The sequence below is a fragment of the Stutzerimonas stutzeri SDM-LAC genome (assembly GCF_000235745.1).
GTDB lineage: Bacteria > Pseudomonadota > Gammaproteobacteria > Pseudomonadales > Pseudomonadaceae > Stutzerimonas > Stutzerimonas stutzeri_H.
Genome location: NZ_AGSX01000193.1, coordinates 41989 through 61766, shown reverse-complemented (window position 1 = coordinate 61766; position 19778 = coordinate 41989). Strand labels below are relative to the sequence as shown.

19 protein-coding genes are annotated in these 19778 nt (G+C 58.8%); 7 read left to right on the top strand and 12 right to left on the bottom strand.

The window, feature by feature from the left end:
- Positions 1-316 precede the first annotated feature (316 nt).
- From msrQ to PSTU_RS0119480, 6 genes are all read right to left on the bottom strand, one after another.
- Positions 317-955: a protein-methionine-sulfoxide reductase heme-binding subunit MsrQ gene (gene msrQ / locus PSTU_RS0119505; protein ID WP_019342707.1), complete on the bottom strand. Its 639-nt coding sequence runs from the start codon at positions 953-955 to the stop codon at positions 317-319.
- On the bottom strand, positions 955-1965 hold the full coding sequence (gene msrP / locus PSTU_RS0119500; protein ID WP_019342706.1) for a protein-methionine-sulfoxide reductase catalytic subunit MsrP: 1011 nt from the start codon (positions 1963-1965) through the stop codon (positions 955-957). Before msrP ends, msrQ begins: the two co-directional genes overlap by 1 nt.
- Positions 1966-2022: 57 nt before the next feature.
- Positions 2023-2856 carry a CDP-diacylglycerol--serine O-phosphatidyltransferase gene (gene pssA, locus PSTU_RS0119495; protein WP_019342705.1) on the bottom strand — a complete coding sequence of 278 codons (834 nt, stop codon included), beginning with the start codon at positions 2854-2856 and terminating at the stop codon, positions 2023-2025.
- 148 nt (positions 2857-3004) lie between these two features.
- Positions 3005-4021, bottom strand: coding sequence for a ketol-acid reductoisomerase (gene ilvC, locus PSTU_RS0119490; RefSeq protein WP_019342704.1), 1017 nt, complete (start codon positions 4019-4021; stop codon positions 3005-3007).
- A gap of 46 nt (positions 4022-4067) precedes the next feature.
- On the bottom strand, positions 4068-4559 hold the full coding sequence (gene ilvN / locus PSTU_RS0119485) for an acetolactate synthase small subunit (RefSeq protein WP_019342703.1): 492 nt from the start codon (positions 4557-4559) through the stop codon (positions 4068-4070).
- A gap of 2 nt (positions 4560-4561) precedes the next feature.
- A complete protein-coding gene (locus tag PSTU_RS0119480) occupies positions 4562-6286 on the bottom strand; it encodes an acetolactate synthase 3 large subunit (RefSeq protein ID WP_029404884.1) in 1725 nt (574 codons plus the stop codon).
- A gap of 402 nt (positions 6287-6688) precedes the next feature.
- Here PSTU_RS0119480 and PSTU_RS0119475 point away from each other — a divergent pair, with 402 nt between their 5' ends.
- The gene (locus PSTU_RS0119475; protein ID WP_019342701.1) at positions 6689-7120 is read left to right on the top strand and encodes a DUF4124 domain-containing protein; all 432 of its coding nucleotides are present in this window, start codon (positions 6689-6691) and stop codon (positions 7118-7120) included.
- A gap of 33 nt (positions 7121-7153) precedes the next feature.
- On the opposite strand, the gene PSTU_RS0119470 is transcribed toward PSTU_RS0119475, so the two are convergent.
- From PSTU_RS0119470 to mrcB, 3 genes are read right to left on the bottom strand one after another with little or no spacing between them, the layout of a single operon-like run.
- On the bottom strand, positions 7154-7504 hold the full coding sequence (locus PSTU_RS0119470) for a YqcC family protein (protein WP_019342700.1): 351 nt from the start codon (positions 7502-7504) through the stop codon (positions 7154-7156).
- Positions 7504-8217 (bottom strand): tetratricopeptide repeat protein, encoded by a 714-nt coding sequence (locus tag PSTU_RS0119465; protein WP_036993480.1) that lies wholly within the window; start codon positions 8215-8217, stop codon positions 7504-7506. Before PSTU_RS0119465 ends, PSTU_RS0119470 begins: the two co-directional genes overlap by 1 nt.
- Positions 8218-8271: 54 nt before the next feature.
- On the bottom strand, positions 8272-10584 hold the full coding sequence (gene mrcB, locus PSTU_RS0119460) for a penicillin-binding protein 1B (protein ID WP_019342698.1): 2313 nt from the start codon (positions 10582-10584) through the stop codon (positions 8272-8274).
- Positions 10585-10740: 156 nt separating this feature from the next.
- Between mrcB and PSTU_RS0119455 the strand changes: the two genes are divergently transcribed.
- The 4 genes from PSTU_RS0119455 to PSTU_RS0119440 all read left to right on the top strand — a co-directional run bounded on the left by PSTU_RS0119455 (position 10741) and on the right by PSTU_RS0119440 (position 14390).
- Complete coding sequence (locus tag PSTU_RS0119455) at positions 10741-12303, top strand: AAA family ATPase (protein ID WP_019342697.1); 1563 nt, start codon at positions 10741-10743, stop codon at positions 12301-12303.
- 150 nt (positions 12304-12453) lie between these two features.
- On the top strand, positions 12454-13170 hold the full coding sequence (locus PSTU_RS0119450; protein WP_019342696.1) for a class I SAM-dependent methyltransferase: 717 nt from the start codon (positions 12454-12456) through the stop codon (positions 13168-13170).
- A gap of 44 nt (positions 13171-13214) precedes the next feature.
- Positions 13215-13487 (top strand): TfoX/Sxy family protein, encoded by a 273-nt coding sequence (locus PSTU_RS0119445; protein WP_019342695.1) that lies wholly within the window; start codon positions 13215-13217, stop codon positions 13485-13487.
- A 105-nt stretch (positions 13488-13592) separates the two neighbouring features.
- Entirely contained in the window at positions 13593-14390 is a 798-nt protein-coding gene (locus tag PSTU_RS0119440; RefSeq protein WP_019342694.1) for a Crp/Fnr family transcriptional regulator, read from the top strand.
- Positions 14391-14613: 223 nt separating this feature from the next.
- Here the strand turns inward: PSTU_RS0119440 and PSTU_RS0119435 are convergent, their stop codons facing one another.
- From PSTU_RS0119435 to PSTU_RS0119425, 3 genes are read right to left on the bottom strand one after another with little or no spacing between them, the layout of a single operon-like run.
- Positions 14614-15507 carry a ChaN family lipoprotein gene (locus PSTU_RS0119435; protein ID WP_019342693.1) on the bottom strand — a complete coding sequence of 298 codons (894 nt, stop codon included), beginning with the start codon at positions 15505-15507 and terminating at the stop codon, positions 14614-14616.
- Between the two features lie 10 nt (positions 15508-15517).
- Positions 15518-16285, bottom strand: coding sequence for a heme ABC transporter ATP-binding protein (locus tag PSTU_RS0119430; protein ID WP_019342692.1), 768 nt, complete (start codon positions 16283-16285; stop codon positions 15518-15520).
- Positions 16285-17325, bottom strand: coding sequence for a FecCD family ABC transporter permease (locus PSTU_RS0119425; RefSeq protein ID WP_019342691.1), 1041 nt, complete (start codon positions 17323-17325; stop codon positions 16285-16287). The genes PSTU_RS0119430 and PSTU_RS0119425 overlap by 1 nt, the downstream gene beginning before the upstream one ends.
- Before the next feature lie 132 nt (positions 17326-17457).
- On the opposite strand from PSTU_RS0119425, the gene PSTU_RS0119420 reads away from it, so the two are divergent.
- On the top strand, positions 17458-17781 hold the full coding sequence (locus tag PSTU_RS0119420; RefSeq protein WP_019342690.1) for a Rieske (2Fe-2S) protein: 324 nt from the start codon (positions 17458-17460) through the stop codon (positions 17779-17781).
- Between the two features lie 71 nt (positions 17782-17852).
- The gene (locus PSTU_RS0119415) at positions 17853-19634 is read left to right on the top strand and encodes a protein-disulfide reductase DsbD (RefSeq protein ID WP_029404883.1); all 1782 of its coding nucleotides are present in this window, start codon (positions 17853-17855) and stop codon (positions 19632-19634) included.
- Positions 19635-19778 lie beyond the last annotated feature (144 nt).

Sequence of the window (19778 nt, the reverse complement as noted above, 5' to 3'; positions counted from 1 at the left end):
CTCGTCAAGCTGTTTTTGAAGAAGTTTTTCTTTCTTCTCAACCGCTTGCGCTTCCGATCAACCTAGCATCTCTCGTTAGCGGGAGGCGAATCATACAGCGTCTAAAACCGCTGTCAACCACCTCTTTCAACCGCTTCCGATCAACCCGACCGAAGCCACCAACAGCGCGAAACCACCACCCTGTCAGCCCGGCGCATTCTACTCGAATTTGCCGCCCGTGCAAGTCTTTTATTTTTCTAACTTCTTGATTTACAAGAGGTTTTTGCTAAGGCCTGCGCCGGAGAAGGTGCGCATTATAGGCACCCAGAATCTGGCGTCAACCGTTGTTTTTGGCTTTCTTCGCTGTTTGTTTGTCACGCCATTTCGCACTGAGTTGCACCAACCTTCTTTCAATAGCTGACACACGTGCGGCAAGCAGAATGACTGCGACTGTTGCATAGAGGCTCCACTGGCCAACATCGGACCTCACGACCCAAAGCATATGAAGCAATACGACCAGCAGAGTTGGGTAGACAATGCGGTGCAGCTTCTTCCAGCGCTTACCAAGCTTACGCATGCTCCAGCGCGTCGACGTCATTGCGAGCGTCAACAAACCCATCAGCGCAATAGCGCCCACAGCTATGTAAGGACGCTCAACCAGCTCAGCAGCGAAGTCGCTGAATTCCAAACCCAATAGAAAATATAAATAAGCTGCTAAGTGAAGTGCGCCGTAACCGAACGCCCATAGTCCGATCTGCCGCCGAAACGCGACCCAGCCGGACCACCCAGTTAGGGATCGAAGAGGCGTCATCGCTAGTGAGCATAGAAGAAGGAGCAACGCGCCCTGCCCAAGATTATCAACCAATACTTTGCCCGGATCCGGTCCTAATGCGGCGGCCGCAGCGAGATAGAGCCAATAGCATGGCACGCTGGCGGCACAGCAAAAAAGCAGCAACCTCCACCAGGGATAACGCATCAATAGTTCTTTCTCAGATCCATCCCTGCATATAAGTGCGCGACCTCTTCCTCGTACCCATTGAACATCTGAGTTTCTCGCACATTTGGGTTAAACAAGCTTCCAGGTAGCCGTCGCTCACGCGCTTGAGACCAGCGTGGGTGGGAAACGCTGGGATTGACGTTGGCATAGAAGCCATACTCCTGAGGAGCCATCGATTCCCAAGTGGTCGCTGGCTGTTCGCGAACGAAACTGATTCGAACGATCGATTTGATGCTTTTGAACCCGTACTTCCAAGGCACTACAAGACGCAATGGCGCGCCATTCTGGTTTGGTAACACGCGCCCATACATCCCAACAGCGACCAAGCTCAGCGGGTGCATGGCCTCGTCCATTCTCAAGCCTTCGACATACGGCCAGTCGATCAGCGAAAAGCCTGTACGCATGCCAGGCATCTGCTCGGGACGCGCCAAGGTCTCAAAGCGAACATATTTCGCATTGGAAGTAGGCTCCAGCCGACTGATTAAATCAGCCAGGGATACGCCAAGCCAAGGTATAACCATCGACCAGGCTTCGACGCAACGCAGACGGTAGATTCGCTCTTCGAGCGCCGAATCCGAAACAAGATCCTCGATCGAATACTTCCCCGGCTTCGCCACCTCTCCATCTACGGTTACAACCCAAGGCTCGGTAACAAGCTGCGGCGCGTGACGCGCTGGGTCGCCCTTATCCGGACCAAACTCGTAGAAATTGTTGTAGTGCGTAGCATCTGGATAGGGCGTGATGGCATCGTCTTTAACCGTCACTGCTTTCCAGTGTACTTGGCGTAGTTTTTCGTCAAACCAGGCGGGGGCATCAGCCGGCTCTACTTCTGCGTAGTGGGCAGCTTCGGCTTGCGCGATAGCAGACAACCCAGCGGCTGCGATGGAGACTGCCGCTCCCTGGATGAACCGACGACGGTTCAGATAGAGCGCTTCGGACGTTACCTCTGATTCGAGGCAATCACTGCGACGCGGCGTTCTGATAAACATGATGTGCTCCGCTGTCCAAGGCTTGAACAAGCACTAGACAGCGGATCATTTCAGAAATCAACCCTCGGCGCGCTTGCGGCGACGCATCAAAAACTGCACCGGCCCGGAAGCGGCGTAGGCGAGGAATATTAGAAGCAGAATTCGCGGTGGATCACTGAATACCACGGCGAACACCAAAACAACGATCAGTATCGCTACAAAGGGCACCCGACCTTTCAGATCGAGATCCTTGAAGCTGTAGTACTTGATGTTGCTGACCATCAGCAGGCCCGCGGCAGCAACTAGCAGCGCAAACAACATGATCACAGCCAGAGGCAGATCTAGACCGCGAATCCCCGGCTCGTCGAGCGCCCAAACCGCCCAGACCGAGCCAGCCACAACCCCTGCAGCCGCAGGGCTTGCCAAGCCAATGAACCACTTCTTGTCCACTTTGCCTATCTGGGTATTGAAGCGCGCAAGCCGCAAGGCGGCACAGGCGACGTAAATGAACGCCACAGTCAACCCGACATTTCCAAGACTGGACAGCGCCCACTGATAAGCGAGTATTGCCGGCGCCAGCCCGAAAGCCACCATATCCGATAGCGAATCATACTCCGCACCGAAGGCGCTCTGGGTGTTGGTCAGGCGTGCAACCCGGCCATCCAGACTATCAAGCACCATAGCGACAAAAACCGTAGCAGCAGCGACATAGAAGTTGCCGTTGATAGCCGTGACAATGCAGAAAAAACCGGCAAACAGATTGGCCGTGGTAAATAGGTTGGGGAGCAGGTAGATGCCCCGATGGCGAACCTTGCGACCTTCGGCGTCCTGGCTCTCTTCGATGTGCTCGTCGATCGGCAGAAGGCTTTCAGGTTCGGTGGGTTTGTTCGGCTCTTCGGGAAGCTCACTCATGCAAATTCACCTTGCAGCAGGTTTGAATAATTCGACAGACCATGGCACAGCGGGTTCACCCTCGGCCAAGGATCGGTTTATACCAGAGACACAGGGCCATAATGAAAAAACGCGGCCTAGGCCGCGTTCTTTCAGGCAAAACCGGATATCAGTTCTTGCTCTTGTCAACGATCTTGTTGGCAGCGATCCACGGCATCATGGAGCGAAGCTGCTCACCGACCACTTCGATGCCATGTGCAGCATTGTTACGACGATAGGCTGTCATCGAAGGATAGTTCGCAGCACCTTCGGTGATGAACATCTTCGCGTATTCACCGTCCTGAATGCGCTTCAGGGCATTACGCATCGCGGCGCGGGATTCCGCGTTGATAACCTCCGGTCCTGTCACGTATTCGCCATACTCAGCGTTGTTGGAGATCGAGTAGTTCATATTGGCGATACCGCCTTCGAACATGAGGTCGACGATCAGCTTCAACTCGTGCAGGCACTCGAAATAAGCCATTTCCGGTGCGTATCCAGCTTCTACCAGTGTTTCGAAACCGGCCTTGACCAACTCGACGCAACCACCGCACAGAACAGCTTGCTCGCCGAACAGGTCGGTTTCGGTCTCGTCCTTGAAAGTGGTTTCAATGATACCGGTACGGCCACCACCGACGCCCGACGCGTACGAGAGCGCGACGTTCTTGGCGTTACCCGAAGCGTCCTGGTAGATCGCGATCAGATCAGGAATGCCACCGCCCTTGACGAACTCGGAGCGAACGGTATGACCCGGCGCCTTCGGTGCAATCATGATCACATCAAGGTCGGCACGCGGCACGACTTGGTTGTAATGGATGGAGAAACCGTGCGCGAAAGCCAGCGTAGCGCCCTTCTTCAGGTTCGGCTCGATCTCATCGCGGTACAGGCGGCCCTGGAATTCGTCCGGCGTCAGAATCATGACGACATCGGCAGCGGCAACAGCGGCGGATACGTTATCCACTTTCAGGCCGTGGGCTTCGGCTTTGGCGACCGACGGGGAGCCGGCACGCAGGCCAACGGTTACGTCTACGCCGGAATCTTTAAGATTGCATGCGTGTGCATGGCCCTGGGAGCCGTAGCCGATGACAGCGACTTTCTTGCCCTGGATGATGGAGAGGTCGCAATCTTTATCGTAAAAAACTTTCATGGAATTACCCCTGTTGCTGGCCGATCGGGCCATTCGATAAGTCGTATTAGATGCTCAGCACTTTGTCGCCACGGGAAATACCCGTAACGCCACTGCGCACCACTTCCAGAATCGATGCTGTACCGATGGCCTGGATGAAACTGTCCAGCTTGTCGGTCGTGCCGGCCAGCTGGATGGTGTAGACATTGGATGTCACATCGACGATCTGCCCACGGAAGATGTCGGTTGTACGCTTGACCTCGGCGCGCTGTGCTCCGGTTGCCTTCACCTTGATCAACATAAGCTCACGCTCGATGTGAGCGCTTTCGGACAGGTCGACCAGTTTGACGACCTCGATCAGCTTGTTGAGATTCTTGGTGATTTGCTCGATTACCTCCTCGTGCCCCGCCGTCGTCAGCGTAAGCCGGGAAAGCGTCGGGTCTTCAGTCGGTGCGACGGTCAGGCTTTCGATGTTGTAGTTGCGCTGCGAAAACAGCCCGACCACCCGGGACAACGCACCTGGTTCGTTTTCCATCAGCAGAGAAATGATGTGTCTCATGATCAGGTCCGCTCCGTCTTGCTGAGCCACATGTCGCGCATGGTGCCGTCTTTGATCTGCATCGGGTAGACGTGCTCGCTGGTATCGACTGCGATATCCAGGAAGACCAGGCGATCTTTCATGGCAAAGGCCTCTTCCAGCTTCGGCTTGAGGTCTTTCAACTCCGTGATGCGCATCCCGACATGCCCGTAGGCCTCCGCAAGTTTGACGAAGTCAGGCAGCGATTCCATGTATGAGTGCGAGTGGCGGCTGTTGTACATCATGTCCTGCCATTGGCGAACCATGCCGAGCGCGCCATTGTTCAGGTTAACGATTTTGACCGGCAAGTCGAACTGCAGACAGGTCGAAAGCTCCTGGATGTTCATCTGAATGCTTCCCTCGCCGGTAACACAGGCGACATCGGCATCCGGGAAATTCAGCTTGGCGCCCATTGCAGCCGGGAAGCCGAAGCCCATGGTGCCCAGACCACCGGAATTGAGCCAGCGATTGGGCTTGTCGAACCGGTAATACTGCGCTGCGAACATCTGATGCTGACCAACGTCCGAAGCTACATACGCCTCGCCCTTGGTCACCTCACACAGGGCTTCGATAACAGCCTGTGGCTTGATGATCGTGCCGTTACCCTTGTCGTAAGGGAACAAGCCACGGTTGCCACGCCACTCATCGATCTGCTTCCACCAGCTGGCGACAGTCTCGGCGTTGGGTGCCTGACCGATCTCCTTGACGATTGCCACCATCTCGGTGAGCACACTGTCGACCGGGCCAACAATCGGGATGTCCGCCTTTATGGTTTTGGATATGGAAGCCGGATCGATATCGATGTGAATGATCTTGGCGTTCGGGCAGAACTTCGTTGCGCCGTTGATCACACGGTCATCGAAGCGCGCGCCCACAGCCAGAATGACATCGGAATGATGCATCGCCAGGTTGGCCGTGTAGCTTCCGTGCATACCCAGCATGCCGACGAACTGGCGGTCACTGCCTGGATAGCAACCCAACCCCATGAGCGTGTTGGTCACTGGAAGATTGAGCATCTTGGCGAGTTCAGTCAGTTGCGACGAAGCGCCGCCCATGATCACGCCACCACCGGCATAGATGATTGGACGCTTGGCCGCCAGCAGGAGCTCGGCAGCCTTGCGAATCTGCCCCGAATGGCCACGAACAGCCGGGCTGTACGAACGCAGCTTGGCTTTCTTCGGGTAGACGTACTCGAACTTTTCCGCAGGGTTGGTCATGTCCTTCGGAATGTCGACGACCACCGGGCCGGGACGCCCGGACTGGGCCAGGTAAAACGCCTTCTTCATCACATCGGGAATTTCCGAAGGATGTTTGATCATGAAGCTGTGCTTAACGATCGGGCGGGAAATACCGATCATATCGGTTTCCTGGAACGCATCGGTACCGACCATATTGCTGGCAACCTGCCCCGATATGACGACCATCGGGATCGAGTCCATATAGGCCGTTGCGATACCGGTGATGGCATTGGTCGCACCCGGGCCAGAGGTGACCAGCACTACACCGGCCTTACCGGTGGCTCGCGCATAGCCATCGGCCATGTGGGTGGCAGCCTGCTCATGGCGGACAAGGATATGCGTGACTTCCTTTTCCTTGAACAGCGCATCATAGATGTGCAGCAAGGCGCCGCCCGGATAGCCGTAGATGTACTTAACGCCTTCGTCGCGCAAGAAGCGGACGACCATTTCAGCGCCGGATAAAAGTTCCACGTTGTTCACCTCTAGAACGCCAGATAGCCGCTCCGCGTCGGACCGGCCAGAATTAGGTTTACTGCCAAGCAGTGCATGAGCGACGGTGGTCGCCGACTACGTCAGCTACTGTCAAAGCGAGTACTAGGGAAGCCCCAAAGTGTTGCGGGGCACCCTCCCAGCGCGAGGTAACGCGTTGCGGGTGTTGCAGGTCGGCGCGGGTATGCACCTCATGGTTGAGCGAAAGGCTCGCTTGCGGCGGCCCATCAGAACAGCAAGCGTGGAATTGTTCGGATTAGGCTTGGTCAAGTCAAGCCTGGCGTTACCCTTCGGCTGCATTCAGCTGTGATCCAGCGCAGAATGACGCCCCCTGTCTTTTGCGTATAGTACCGGCTTGGTTTTGCATCCACTGAAGGGAAAAGCATGCGTTTGACCATTCTCGCAGGCGGCCTGCTGCTTGCATTAAGCAGCAGCATCATGGCTGGCCAGGTTTACAAGTGGGTCGACGCTGACGGCGTTACACATTTCGGAGCACAGCCACCGCAAGGTCAACCGGCCGAAACGCTCAATACCGCCATAGCCCCGCCGAAGCCAGCCTTGACCGAAAAAGCCGCGCCGGGACTATCAGGCGAGGCCGAGCAGCGCGACATTGACCGCAAAGTAAAACGTCAGGTAGCCGAGCAGGAAGCCGAGCTGCAACGCTATTGCACAACCTTGCGCACGAACCTGGCGCAACTGCAGAACAACCCTCGCGTGCGTGTGGAAGAAGAAGGCAGCGTCCGGCGACTGAACGAAGAAGAGCGTCAGGCGCGTATTGGCGAAACCCAACAGAAGATCGCCGACAGCTGTAAGTAAACGCAGTAACCAACGCCTGGTAACAACGCCCGCCTACATGGCCGGCGTTGCGTAGCCTCCACCCGCACTGATCAATCGATCGAAGCGTTCAAGCGCCTCAAACAACCCGGCCATTCGCTGCGACTGATGCTGATAAACCATTTGGGCCATCGCCAGAATCCCCGACACTGTCGGCAACGGTTCGCCGTGCTCGAGAATTTGCTTCATGCGCGGCAGAAAAATCCACTGTAACCACTGATCGAACGCCAGCGTATCGACGCAAAACGGCTCCTGACTGGCGAGCGCCTCAGGTGCAGGCGGCGAAGATGCCCAAACCCCAAGCGCCCGTAGCTCGCGCTCGATCAACAGCAACTGGTCAGCCAACGCTGGCACTCGATCATCCATCACATCGAGACCTTGGCGCGCTCGCGCGCCTGCGCCGCGCCGGCAGCATTTCCCTGACGCTCACGTGCCTGCGCGATCAATTCCCAAAGACTTGCCTGCAGCGCTGGCCGGTCGCTTGCGTAACTCAGCCCACGTCGAGACAGCTGTTCAGCCTGAATGGCATCGCCTTGCGCCAGACGGACCTGAGCCAGGCGATAGAGCACCTGAGGCTCGCGCGGGGCGATGCGCTGAGCGCGCTCGAGGCTGGAAGCAGCTCCGTTCAGGTCACCTCCACCCTGTTGCTGCTGCGCAGTGGTAAGCAGTGCCAGCACCGGCCCATCAAGCTGTTCATCTGCTGACAAGGTCCCACTGTTTGACGGGATTCCGCTGGGCATTGGCTGTCGCTGCGCCGGCGCGGGTATTGGCGCGGATTGAACAGGCGGCGTCCACTGACCAGCCCCACCGGCCGGCGGTTGCGCAGAGCTCCCGGAAAACGGGGCATCAGGCGCACCATAGGTTTGCAACGGCTCAGAGTTTTGCTGCGGCACCATGACCATCACGCCCGAGTCCGCAGGTACAGACTGCGCAGCAGTCGCGGGTGCGTTAGCGCGGCGATTGGGCTGACGCGCCGAAACCTCCTCCGATACCGGCGCTCCCGAATCGACGACGGGGATTGCGCCGCGCTTGACCGACGCGCAGCCCGGCAGCAGCGCTACCGCCACCAATACGATCATCCATTGCTTGTTCACGATTTAAACCTCTTGATAAACCAACCGGCCCGCTGCCATCTATGGCAACCAGCCGCGAACCCAATCCATGACCGATTCAGCCGGGGCCTGCAGGCCGCAACCTGGACCGGGAGCAGGCTCGCTTCCGCGGATATAAGGCATCTGTACGGCACCGGGACAATTTTCCAGCGTCCCCTCGCCGGTTTGCGCGTCAACCCAGGCCATCGACACATTGTCCGGCATGGGCATCTGCAGCGGTAATGGATCGGCGCGACGCATGAAGTCTGCCCACACCTGCAATGCGCCCGTGGCACCGGTCAACGATGTCTTGCCATTGTCATCGCGTCCCAACCAGACTACCGCCAGCAAATCCTGGCTGAAGCCGGCAAACCAGCTGTCACGCGATTCATTGGTGGTACCGGTCTTGCCTGCCAGGGTCAGCGATTTCGGGACGTGATTGTAGACAGAACGCCCGGTCCCTTCGACCATCGCTCGCTGCATGGCGTATTGCGTCAGGTAGATAGCGCCGGGGTCGAAACGCTGTTCGATCTTGAATGGATAGCGGCTAAGGGGCTCGCCATCGGCCGCGACGACACTGCGAATGGCCCGCAACGGAGTATTGAAGCCACCATTAGCAATCGTCTGGTAGACGCCAGCGACTTCAATAGGGCTCAATCCGCCCGCCCCCAGCAGCATCGACGGATAGGCCGGCCAATCGGGCGAAGCGCCCAAGCGCGCCAGCGTGTTAAGCACATGCGGCACGCCTAGATCCAGGCCAAGCCGCGCGGTCGACAGGTTGTAGGAATTCGCCAGGGCCTGATAGAGGTAGACCGTGCCATGAGCGGTACGCCCGTAATTCTGCGGCTTCCAAACCTTGCCGTCAGTTCCCTTGACCGAAAATGGCTCATCCTCAAGCAGGCTGGTCAAGGTGTATTGGCTGGGCTTTTCCAGGGCAGCAAGATAGATCGCCGGCTTGATCAGCGAGCCAATTGGTCGCGACGCATCCAGCGCCCGGTTGAAGCCGGCAAAGCCTGGATGTCGACTGCCCAACATAGCTTGCAGCTCGCCAGTCTCCGGATTGGTGACCAGCATCGCGGCTTCAACGCCCTCAGCTGCCTTGCCCAGCCGCTTAAGCGTGTCTGTCATGGCTTTTTCAGCCTTGGACTGGATGATCGGGTCAAAGCTGGTGAAAACCCTAAGCCCTTCCTCCGTAAGGTCTTCGTCGCGGTAATCCTCTCGCAACTGGCGCTTTACCAGGTCGAGAAATGCCGGGTAGGAACTGTCAGCCAGGCTGCCACGCTTCGTTACGCCAAGCGGCGCCTGCCTCGCCTGAGCAGCTTCCTCTGCGCTGACTACCTGCTGCTCAGCCAACAGATCGATGATCAGATTGCGTCGTTCCAAGGCGCGCTCGGGATGGCGGCGGGGATTGTAGTAGGTCGGCCCCTTGACCATGCCGACCAACAGAGCGACATGCTGCAGCTTGAGCTCTGCCAGTGGCCGTCCAAAGAAATACTGGCTCGCCAAACCGAAGCCATGAATGGCGCGACGGCCGTCCTGACCAAGAAAAACCTCGTTCAGATAGGCCTCGAGGATTTCCGGTTTGTCATAGTGGAGTTCAAGCAGCACCGCCATCATGGCTTCGGTAGCTTTGCGGCTCAGGCTGCGCTCGTTGGTGAGGTAGAAGTTCTTCACCAACTGCTGCGTCAGCGTGCTGCCGCCCTGACGCACTTCCCCAGCGGTGAGGTTCACCCAGACGGCACGCGCAATGGACTTAGGCGACACGCCGAAATGATCGAAGAACTCCCGATCTTCGACTGCAACCAGGGTCTCCACCAGATACGGTGGCACTTGATCGAGCTTGATCAGAATGCGGTCTTCGTTGTGCGCGGGGTATAGCCCGCCCACAACCAGCGGTTCCAGACGCGCGACCGGCAGCTCGCTGCCGTCCATACGTACAAGCCCCGCGACGAAATCCCCGGAAAAACGCACACGAATTCGCTGCGACTCTTCCACACCTTCATAGAAGCGGAAGCCGCGTGTATGCATTTCAACCGCATTACTGGCGACCGAAACAGTCCCCGGCCCGCTCACCGATTTTTCTCGGCGGTAGCCCAACGCATCAACCTCGGTTAGAAAGTCATCCTTGTCGAGTTTCTGTCCGACAAACAGCTCCAGCGGCCTGGCATACACCGTCGCCGGGATCGTCCAGCGCTTGCCGGAGAATTTCTCCTGCACCACGGCATCGAGATACACCGCGACGCCAGCCAACAGGACCAGCGCGACGATGGAGAGTTTGACAATCCAGCCTAACCAGGGGCGAGAAGCACCGGAACGGCGTTTGGAGCGGGAGCGAGACGAGCGTGATTTAGTCATGGCGGCGCATTATACGCACTTTGATTTGCGCCGAAGACGGCCTCTTGGCGGTTTGCACGCCTACCCTGGATGGACATAATGGGACGTTTTCCGACTGTGTGAACTGTCTCCCGAAAGTGCTCACACACCCGTCCAACAAACCTCCAAGGAGTGACCGTGAGCCAAGCACTGATCGCTGCACTGCAGAATCCGGCCCTGTACCCTCATTCGGTCGACGGTTTCAACGTCATCGAGACCCACATTTCCTGGGTCATCCTTACGGGTACGTACGCCTATAAGATGAAGAAGCCGGTTGATTTCGGCTTCCTCAATTTCACCGACCTCGCGGCACGTAAACATTACTGCGAGGAAGAGCTACGCCTGAACCAGCGCATGGCGCCGGACCTGTACCTCCAGGTCCTGCCTGTCACCGGCAGTGCCGAACAACCGGAGATCGGTGGCAAAGGCGAGCCCATCGAATATCTGCTGCAAATGCGTGAGTTTCCACAAACGCAGCTGATGGCAGAGGTACAGGCGCGCGGTGAGTTGACGGACAATCACATCGATGCCCTCGCCGAGCAGATCGCCGAGTTCCACCTGAGCATCCCGCAGGTGGCAGCCGACCATGCATTGAACAGTGCCGAGGCGATAGTCGCGCCGATGCGGCAGAACTTCGAGCAGATTCGTCCGCTGCTTACCGAGCAAGCAGATGTGCAGCAACTCGATGCGCTGCTGGATTGGACAGAAACCAGCATCGCCCGACTGCAGCCGTTGCTCGAGCAGCGCAGCCAGCAAGGTTTCATCCGTGAATGCCACGGCGATCTGCATTTGGGCAACGCGACTATCATCGAAGACAAAGTGGTGCTGTTCGACTGCATCGAATTCAACGAGCCATTTCGCCTGATCGATATTGCTTCCGACGCGGCCTTCCTGGCCATGGACCTGGAAGATCGAGGATTGAAATGTCAGGCACGGCGCTTCACCAACGGCTGGCTGGAACGCACTGGCGACTACGCCGCGCTTCCCTTGCTCAACCTCTACAAGGCGTATCGCGCGCTTGTTCGGGCCAAGGTCAGCCTGTTCCGATTGCATCAGGAAACGGACGCCGTTCAGCGCCGAATCGTCCTGCGCCAGTATCGCAGCTACGCCAATCTGGCTGAGAGCTACAGCGCCATCCCCTCCCGCTTCCTTGCCATCACTCACGGCGTGTCGGCAGTTGGCAAGAGCCAGGTTGCACTGCGCCTGGTTGAGGCCCTGGGCGCTATCCGGATACGTTCGGATGTCGAGCGCAAGCGGCTCTACGGTCAGCAACCAGAGCCCTTGGGTTCCGAACTAAACGCTGGCATTTACAATACTGAGGCTGGCGATGCCACCTATCAGCGATTGCACTCGCTCGCCGAAACTGCGCTCAGCGCCGGCTTCTCGGTAGTAATCGACGCGACTTATCTAAGGCGCCAATATCGTCAAGCCGCCTGGCAAGTTGCAGAGTCGACCGGCGTGCCCTTTATGATCCTGAGCTGCGAGGCGCCCGACGCAGTGATCGAACAGTGGCTCACCCAGCGCCAGGCCGAGGGCGGCGATCCGTCCGATGCCACCATGGCGGTGATCGATGCTCAACAGTCATCTCGCGAGCCGCTGAACGAGCACGAGCAGCTGCTCAACCGGCAGATCAATACACCCGAAGCGGGGAGCCTCGACGCCTTGGTCAGTGCGATTCGCCAGCGCCTGCCGGGCCTCTGATCCTCAGACTGACAAGGCAGTTTTACGCAAAAGCATACCCAGGCACCGCTGAGGGCAGAACCCGGCGGTGCTTCTATACTGAGCGTGTCTGCCAGCGGAAGTCGGCCATGTCTCATTGTGCTCTGCTATTGATACCGCTGGACCGTTGCCATGGGTGACAGTGTCCAGCTCTTTTCGATTCGTTCTGAGGATTACGCTCAGTTCCGCCCAACATACCCGGACAGCCTGTTCAAATGGCTCGCTGAAAGGTGTCCGACGACCCGCTGTGCACTTGACGTTGCGGCCGGTAGCGGCCAAGCAACACGGCCATTGTTGGACCACTTCCAGCGTGTTGTGGCGTGTGATGCCAGCCCTGATCAACTGACCAGCAGCACCGATTGGCGATCTGCGGAGCGATTCGCCGGCCAGGCCGAGCAGCTACCGCTACGCCATGGCGAGGCCGATCTGATCGTGGTCGCACAGGCTTTGCACTGGTTCGCGACCCCCGCGTTCTTTGCCGAAGCGAAGCGGGTGCTATCAGCCGACGGCCTGTTCTGCGCGTGGTGCTACAGCTTGCTTCGCATCGAACCGTCAATGGACGCCGTGATCGGCCAGCTGCACGACGGAACCCTCAGCGGTTACTGGCCACAGGGGCGCGCCAGCGTCGATGCGGGTTACCGAGATATCCAGGCGCCATTCGAAACCTTCCAACCTCCGGCATTTGCTATCGAGGCCAACTGGAACCTGCCGCAGCTGCTTGGCTACCTGCGGACGTGGTCGGCTGTGAAGCGGTGGCAACAAGCCCATGGGCGGGACCCGGTGACACAGCTGGAACCTGAGCTCAAAGGTCTGTGGGGAAACCCAGAACAGCAACGTCGGGTTCGCTGACCGCTTCACTTCATCGCTGGCTACCCAGGCCGATAGGAGCATTCATGCACGACGAACTGTTGACCTTGAGAAATCTCGGCAAGACATCCGCGCAGTGGCTGCACGCCTCGGGTATCCATACCGCCGATGACCTGCGCCGACTTGGTGCGGTCAACGCCTACCAGGCGGTCAAGTCACGCGGCTTCAGCGCGTCAAGAGTACTGCTCTACGCCATTGAAGGTGCGTTGCGTGACGTCAGCTGGAAGGAACTGCCGGACACCTTGAAAATTGAGCTGAACCAGCACCTGGCCCGATACGATTACCGAGACAAGAGCTAGCTCACACTGCCCGCTCGACAAGATTTACTCTCGCCCAGCGCGGCCTTATCGTGAGCACGCGCTTCGCTCCACCTCTGTGAGCTCGCTCGTCCAAGGATTGCTGACATGTATCTACTCGGGGAACAACCGGCCTATGCCGATCAACTGATCAACCGTTTGCAGGGGATCCCCGCGCAGCTACTTGAAGGCCTCGCCCCGTCGAGTTCCAGTATTGAGCTCAAGAGTTCCGATGACCTGATGCAAGAGCTGCCCGAGCAGCAACTGTTCATCATCGAGAGTGGCCTGCTGCATGCGCTGGTCGACGAACGGCCACTGTTCTACATGCAGGAAGGCGACCTGCTTGGGCTGCGCCAAGGAATGGAGCTGCCGCTGTGCCGGTATCGCAGCGAAGAATCGATTCGCCTGGCCCCCTATTCGCGCAGCGAAGTGTTTCGCCACATCCATACGGATCAGCGGCGGCAGGAACTCTATACCCAGTACCTGATTGGGCAGACGGCGCTGCTATCGGATGCACTGGCGCGCCTGAAGCAACCGGAGATCCACCCTACGACCGGCTTCCAGCACTTCGCGGCGGGCGAGGAATTGATTCATCAGGGCGACGATGCGGACAATGTGTTCATCATCATCGAAGGCCACGCCGAGGCGTATGTAGACGGGCAGAAGGTTGGCGACGTGCAGCGTGACGAAATATTCGGCGCGATGGCGGTGTTCACTCAAGAGAAACGCAGCGCGACCGTCATCGCCGCTGTGGCCTGCACCGTCATGCTTATCCCCAAGGATCAGTTTCTCGGGCTGATGCAGAGCAACCCCAAGATTGCTCACAGCCTGATCGAAAGCATGGCCAGACGCATTGACCTGCTGAACAAAGAGGTCACGCAGCTGCGCATGCCCCTCACCGCCTAGCGATTCGCATTTCAATACTGGAGAAATATATTTACTTTCACCTGTTGACCAGCGAATGAGAATTGTTATTATTAGCACCACTGGCCGCGAGGCCAGTCGATAGGTTGAAAAGACGGGCAGCCGTCTTTTCAGGTTATCTCCTCATCAGGCTAATCACGGTTTTGACCCGGCTCTTGCCGGGTCTTTTTTTGCCCGCACAAAAGCCGGTTAGCTTCTTCACGCGCTATTGGCGGTTCTCGGTCGCCTTGCGAAGCCCGGCGCAATAGTCCTGCTGCGGCTGGGCCGGGGTAAACCAGACGAAATCGGCCTGATCGGCGCTTATCGCCTCATCCACTTCCGCAAGGATCAGTACACGCGTGATGGCTTTGCCGTCCTGAGTCGGTAGGTGCAAGGGCACGCCGAGATCACGCCGGACATGAAAGGCTCCCGCCACTAGCAGTGCCGGCTTCGGCGCTGCGTCCAGCTGCTCAGCCATTCGCCTATCGCGCTGCTGCTGAACCGCCAGCATGGCAGGCAACTGCGTCTCTGGCAGCATGTCGCAATGCGATATCCGAATTTGCTCGATCAAGGCCCGCTGCACCCGCTTGTCAGCCGGAGCACCGGTCAGCGTGGGTATATGACGATAGACTCGCATGATCTCCGGGCGGTCGAGATTGGCCGACAGCACCGGATAGGGTTGTGCCAGCGCATGCTTGAGCAACGGCGCGTACTGCCTCCATTCCCAGCCTTTTTGCCAGTCCAGCGCAGCGGCCAGGTCAGTTGACCACTGCCCGTACTCAACTGATGCCTGCACCTGAACCACGTTGTCCTGCTGATCCGGATTCAGCATCTCCAACAACAGGCTGCCCTGCGCCCGGCGCTGTGCCAAAGCCTGAAGAAGCCAAAGCTGGAGTGCATGATGGTCCGGGTTGTCATGCCGCTCTCCAACCAAGACCTGATCGGCCTCGGCCAAGTCATCGGCCAACTGCTTTGGCGAGATCTGCGCGCCGCTTCGCAGATCTACAATTTGCCCCAGATCGGGATGGCCGAGCCCCTCCGGACTCTGCCAGCTCGGCAATCGCGGCGGCGACTGGCACGCTGTGAGCAGAATCATGACCAGGGGCAACAGCAATCGCATACGGGAATCCTCAGCGGGCAATAACGAGCGGATGGCCTCTCTCCGGGTGTCGCTGGATCAACACATCGAGGCCGAAAACCGATCTCAGTGGCTCGGCCTGCAACACCTGATCGGGCGTGCCGGCCAAACGCACACGCCCGTCCGCCAGCAGCAACAGACGATCGCAGTAGCGTGCCGCGAGGTTCAGATCATGCAGGATAACCAGTACCGCGCCGCCCAGTTCGGCGAACTGCCGGATCGCGTGCAAGATGCTGTGCTGATGCAGCGGATCGAGCATCGCCGTAGGCTCGTCGAGTAGCAGGACCTGCCCGGAACGCCCAGGCCACAGCTGCGCCAATACTCGAGCGAGATGCACGCGCTGCTGCTCGCCTCCGGACAGTGACAAGTAACTGCGCTGGGCCAGATGTTGCGCATCTGCAGCGTGCAATGCTGCCGAGACGATCACCCGATCGGCTGCGAGACCGCTGTCATGGGGCAGGCGCCCCAAGCCAACCACTTCGTCGACGCGAAAGCCAAAACTCAAGCTTGAGCTCTGTGGCAACACCGCCAGGCAGCGTGCACGCTCCGGGGCACTCCAATCGTGCAGCGGTTTCTGCTGCAACAGCAACTCACCAGCGCTGATGGGTAGCTCACCGCTCATCGCGCCAAGCAAGGTGCTTTTACCTGCGCCGTTCGGCCCCAGCACCCCTAGAACCTCGCCCGACCGCAGCTTGACGTCGACACCGGTGAGGATGTCGGAAGTGCCTCGCCGAACGGAGCCCTGTAGAAGACTGAGCATCAGTGAGGCCGCCGCCGTAGTAACAGATAAAGGAAGAAAGGTGCGCCCAGCAGCGCCGTGACGATACCGATCGGCAACTCTGCAGGCGCCAGCATAAGCCGGGCAAGAAGATCGGCAAACAGTAACAGGCTGCCGCCAGCTAACGCTGAGGCCGGCAATAGCAAGCGGTGGTCGGGACCAACCAGCAGCCGCACCAGATGTGGAACCACCAAGCCAACGAACCCGATCATGCCTGCTGCCGCTACCGCTGCACCGACACTGAGCGCTGTGCAAAACACCAGTTCACGCTTGAGCCGTTCGATATCAAAGCCCAGGTGACGCGCTTCCGATTCACCCAACAGCAGCGCGTTCAGCGCATGGGCCCGGCGAGGCAACCAGAATGTCACCGCCAACGTCACCAGCAACAGCGGCCAGAGCCGTGCGTAGCTCGCGCCGTTGAGGCTGCCCAGATTCCAGAAGGTCAAGCTACGCAACGCACTGTCGTCCGCCACGTAGGTGAAGAGCCCAATTACCGCGCCCGCCAGAGCGGTCAGCGCGATGCCCGCAAGCAGCATCGTGGCGACATGCGTACGGCCGTCCCGACGACCGAGGCGATAAACCATCCACGTGACAGCCAAGCCACCGAGAAACGCACTGATCGAGAGGAGATAGGGTTCCAGTAGCGGAGAAATTCCGCCGACCAGCTCACCACCGACGATGATAGCGGCGGCGCCGAGTGCGGCGCCGCTGGAGACACCGACCAGCCCCGGATCAGCCAACGGATTGCGAAACAACCCCTGCATGGCAACGCCGGACAAGGCCAGCATCGCCCCCACACTCAACCCGAGCAAGGCACGCGGCAGGCGTATCTGCCCGAGGATCAATACAGCGTGGTCGGCATGCTCGCTCCCAGTCGATAAGGCAAACAGCTGCGGCAGGGCATTAAAAATGTCGACCAGCGGTAGATGGACCGGCCCAAGCGCCAGCGACAACCAGAAGGCGATCAGCCACATGAGGCCCAGCGAAATAAACAGCGGGCGTGCAGATAGCACAGGGCTCATCAAAAGTTTCGCCAGTTGGAGTTCGGGCAGAAGGATAAAAGCCAGGCACTGGCTCCGCCAGCGCTATCCACTGTTTGTCGACCCGACGACAGACTGATTGGGCGATAATTCCGCCGAATTAAGGAGGATCGGATGATTCGATTGTGTGAAGCCACCGACGTGATGGAAGGACAGAGCAAGGGGTTCGAACGAGAAGGGCAGCGCCTGCTGGCAGTACGCAAGAATGGCACGCTGTACATCTATATCAATCGCTGCCCTCATCGCGGGATCCCCCTGGAGTGGCTGCCAGACCAGTTTCTGGACAGTAGCGGCAGCCTCATCCAGTGCGCCACCCACGGCGCGCTGTTTCTCATCGATAGCGGCGAGTGCGTAGCAGGCCCCTGCGAAGGACAAGCGCTGCAGACACTGCCATGGATCGAGCAAGACGGCACCATCTGGTTACAGAACGTGCGGTAGTGCGACGTTGCGTACGAGCGACGATTGGCCGCGTTGGGTATCATGCGGTCACTGCTTCCTGTGAGATGACCATGCGCCGTTTGCTGAGTCTGCTGATCCTGTTGTTCGCCCTCCCCGCTGCCGCAGGCCTGTTTGATAGCCGCCCCAGCTCAACGCTTGGGGGGCTGAACAACAGTGCGGACTTCCTGCCGGTACGGGAGGCGTTTCGCCTGAATCTGGTCGACTCCTCGCCAGAACAGGTCAAGCTGCGTTTCGTCGCAGCGGAGGGCTATTACCTCTACCGGCACCAGTTCAAATTCAAGACCAATACCTCCGGGGTCGTCATCGGAGAAGCGAAGCTGCCGGCGGGAGAGCAAAAGACCGACGACTATTTTGGCGAGGTCGAAGTCTATTACGGCGTGCTCGACCTCGAACTTCCGATTCACAACCCACAGAACCAGCCCTTTACGTTGAAGGTGACCTACCAAGGCTGCGCCGAAAAGGGCCTGTGCTATCCGCCGGAAACCGAATCGTTCGATATTGGCGGCACGCCGGTGGCGGCATCTGCAGCCACCGATTCAAGCAGCGGGGCCGACAGCACTACCGGATTCTCCTGGCGCTCAGTGGCGTTGTTCTTTCTCGCCGGGCTGGGGCTGACGTTCACACCGTGCGTCTTGCCCATGTTGCCGATTCTTTCTGGTGTTGTTTTGCGCGGGCAGATCGGAGGGATGCGCAGCTTCGGCCTATCACTCGCCTACGTCCTGCCAATGGCCGCCGGCTTCGCTGTGCTGGGTGCATTGATGGGCATGTTCGGCGCCGAACTGAATCTGCAGGCACGCTTGCAGTCGCCCTGGATCCTGGTGCCGTTCGCCCTGTTTTTCGTCGCCTTTGCCTTGGCGATGTTCGGCTTGTTTGAGCTACGCCTGCCGCAAGCGATGGGTTACCGCCTCGAGCGCATCGCTGGCAATGCCAAAGGTGGCTCGTTCATCGGTGCCGCGCTGCTCGGCACCATCTCCAGCTTGCTGGTCTCGCCGTGCGTCTCGGCACCGCTTGCCGGCGCCTTGCTGTATATCAGTGCCAGTGGCGATGCGCTGGGTGGTGGCCTGAAACTGTTTGCCCTTGGCCTGGGCATGGGCACACCGCTGATTCTGTTCGCGATTGGCGGCGGCGCCCTGCTCCCCAGGAGCGGTCCGTGGATGGTCACGGTGCGCAACGTCTTCGGTGTATTGCTCCTGGCGGTTGCCGTATGGATGCTCGAGCGAGTCTTGCCAGGCCCGCTAGCGCTGGCACTCTGGGGCTTGCTGGCCGCCGGCACGGCACTGTTCCTGGGCACCCTGGAATTCGCCCCCAAGACCTCCCGGCAAAAACTCGCACAGCTGTTGGGCCTGGTTCTGCTGGTGTATGCCTTGGCGACCTGGGTCGGTGCGCTACAAGGAGGCTCCGATCCACTGCGGCCACTGCCTCGCTCGACCCCAGTTGCAGCTGGCAGCTTCACCAGCGAGGCAGAAGCCTGGCACACAATATCTACCCCGGCTGAACTTGATACCCAGATCAACGCAGCGCAGGCAGCCGGTCAGCCCCTGATGCTCGACTGGTACGCCGATTGGTGCATCAGCTGCAAGGTGATTGAGCGTGAAGTGTTCGCTGCCCCGGAAATCGCCCCCCGTCTGGCAGACTACCGCCTGATTCGCTTCGACATCACCGACAGCAACCCGGAGCAACGGGCATTACTCGATCGCTATAAACTCTTCGGCCCGCCAGCGGTTCTGTTCTTCGATCGCACCGGCAAGGAGCGAACCGACGTAAGGGTCGTGGGCGAAATAAACGCCAGCCAGTTCGCTGAACGACTGGACCGCGTCGAAGCCTCTCTCTAGACGGCCCCTGCGGCAATCTCCAGCCATAATGTCGGCATTTACGCCGATCAAGACATGACTGGACAGTCAGCCCTCGCTTCGTGCATAGTTTTTGCCCTCACCGACCGATGCCCTTCCAGGCACCCGTCCGGACAGAACAACAAG

Excerpts from the sequence above, each read along its gene's own strand:
- msrQ (WP_019342707.1), bottom strand. The coding sequence starts at position 955 with ATGCGTTATCCCTGGTGGAGGTTGCTGCTTTTTTGCTGTGCCGCCAGC.
- msrP (WP_019342706.1), bottom strand. The coding sequence starts at position 1,965 with ATGTTTATCAGAACGCCGCGTCGCAGTGATTGCCTCGAATCAGAGGTA.
- pssA (WP_019342705.1), bottom strand. The coding sequence starts at position 2,856 with ATGAGTGAGCTTCCCGAAGAGCCGAACAAACCCACCGAACCTGAAAGC.
- ilvC (WP_019342704.1), bottom strand. The coding sequence starts at position 4,021 with ATGAAAGTTTTTTACGATAAAGATTGCGACCTCTCCATCATCCAGGGC.
- ilvN (WP_019342703.1), bottom strand. The coding sequence starts at position 4,559 with ATGAGACACATCATTTCTCTGCTGATGGAAAACGAACCAGGTGCGTTG.
- PSTU_RS0119475 (WP_019342701.1), top strand. The coding sequence starts at position 6,689 with ATGCGTTTGACCATTCTCGCAGGCGGCCTGCTGCTTGCATTAAGCAGC.
- PSTU_RS0119470 (WP_019342700.1), bottom strand. The coding sequence starts at position 7,504 with ATGGATGATCGAGTGCCAGCGTTGGCTGACCAGTTGCTGTTGATCGAG.
- PSTU_RS0119465 (WP_036993480.1), bottom strand. The coding sequence starts at position 8,217 with ATGATCGTATTGGTGGCGGTAGCGCTGCTGCCGGGCTGCGCGTCGGTC.
- mrcB (WP_019342698.1), bottom strand. The coding sequence starts at position 10,584 with ATGACTAAATCACGCTCGTCTCGCTCCCGCTCCAAACGCCGTTCCGGT.
- PSTU_RS0119450 (WP_019342696.1), top strand. The coding sequence starts at position 12,454 with ATGGGTGACAGTGTCCAGCTCTTTTCGATTCGTTCTGAGGATTACGCT.
- PSTU_RS0119445 (WP_019342695.1), top strand. The coding sequence starts at position 13,215 with ATGCACGACGAACTGTTGACCTTGAGAAATCTCGGCAAGACATCCGCG.
- PSTU_RS0119440 (WP_019342694.1), top strand. The coding sequence starts at position 13,593 with ATGTATCTACTCGGGGAACAACCGGCCTATGCCGATCAACTGATCAAC.
- PSTU_RS0119435 (WP_019342693.1), bottom strand. The coding sequence starts at position 15,507 with ATGCGATTGCTGTTGCCCCTGGTCATGATTCTGCTCACAGCGTGCCAG.
- PSTU_RS0119430 (WP_019342692.1), bottom strand. The coding sequence starts at position 16,285 with ATGCTCAGTCTTCTACAGGGCTCCGTTCGGCGAGGCACTTCCGACATC.
- PSTU_RS0119425 (WP_019342691.1), bottom strand. The coding sequence starts at position 17,325 with ATGAGCCCTGTGCTATCTGCACGCCCGCTGTTTATTTCGCTGGGCCTC.
- PSTU_RS0119420 (WP_019342690.1), top strand. The coding sequence starts at position 17,458 with ATGATTCGATTGTGTGAAGCCACCGACGTGATGGAAGGACAGAGCAAG.
- PSTU_RS0119415 (WP_029404883.1), top strand. The coding sequence starts at position 17,853 with ATGCGCCGTTTGCTGAGTCTGCTGATCCTGTTGTTCGCCCTCCCCGCT.